This is a genomic window from Dapis brunnea BLCC-M229 (assembly GCF_050015995.1).
GTDB lineage: Bacteria > Cyanobacteriota > Cyanobacteriia > Cyanobacteriales > Microcoleaceae > Trichodesmium.
Genome location: NZ_JBNHEP010000283.1, coordinates 1 through 821 on the forward strand (window position 1 = coordinate 1; position 821 = coordinate 821).

The following is an 821-nucleotide window of genomic DNA, read 5'->3' on the forward strand; positions in this document are numbered from 1 at the left end:
GATTGCCAGAGACCTTTGGTATAGGGGTAAGGCTTCTGTGTACTTCCCTTGGTCTCGGTACAGTGCTGCCAGGTTGTTGAGGCTAGAGGCAACCAATCGATGGTCAGCTCCTAATGCTTTCTCTGCGATGGCCAGAGACCTTTGGTGTAGAGGTAAGGCTTGGCTGTAGTTGCCTTGCTCTTGGTACAGTGCTGCCAGGTTGTTGAGGCTGGTAGCTACGTCTGGATGGTTTGCTCCTAATGCTTTCTCTGTGATGGCCAGAGACCTTTGGTGTAGAGGTAAGGCTTCTGTATACTTCCCTTGGTCTCGGTACAGTGCTGCCAGATTGTTGAGGCTGGTTGCAACGTCTGGATGGTCAGTTCCTAACACTTTCTCTGTGATTGCCAGAGACCTTTGGTATAGGGGTAAGGCTTTTGTATACTTCCCTTGGTAATGATGCTGTAGACCTAAAAAATTAATAACTGCTACAGCAACAGTGGTTTCAGAACCACCTGCATTTTCTAAAATAACTAAGGCACGTTCTAATAGTGGTATAGCTTCACTATGTTTGCCCTGTTTTGACAACTCCACTGCCTGTTGAAAAAGTCGCTTAAATTCCTCCTCTTTCCCAGACTGTTGCGCTACCACAGCAGGCTTAATTTCCCCCACTACTGGTTTAGCCATCCCCACGGTTAACCCGCAGATACCAGTAAACGTAGCTCCCCACACCAGAGAATATTTAATTATTGCCTTCATAAAATTCACCCCATTAGCACACCTACTTAATTATATATCCGTAGAACTAACCAGTTATGCAGTTTACTTAATTTAACTCCTCTGTC

At 45.7% G+C, this 821-nt stretch carries 1 protein-coding gene; it reads right to left on the minus strand.

Translation table 11 applies throughout. The features are described 5' to 3' along the window. Positions 1 to 735, minus strand: a 735-nt coding sequence (locus ACP6PM_RS32445) for a tetratricopeptide repeat protein (protein ID WP_426590976.1), incomplete at its 3' end; no start/stop codon positions are given. Between the last annotated feature and the right edge of the window lie 86 nt (positions 736 to 821).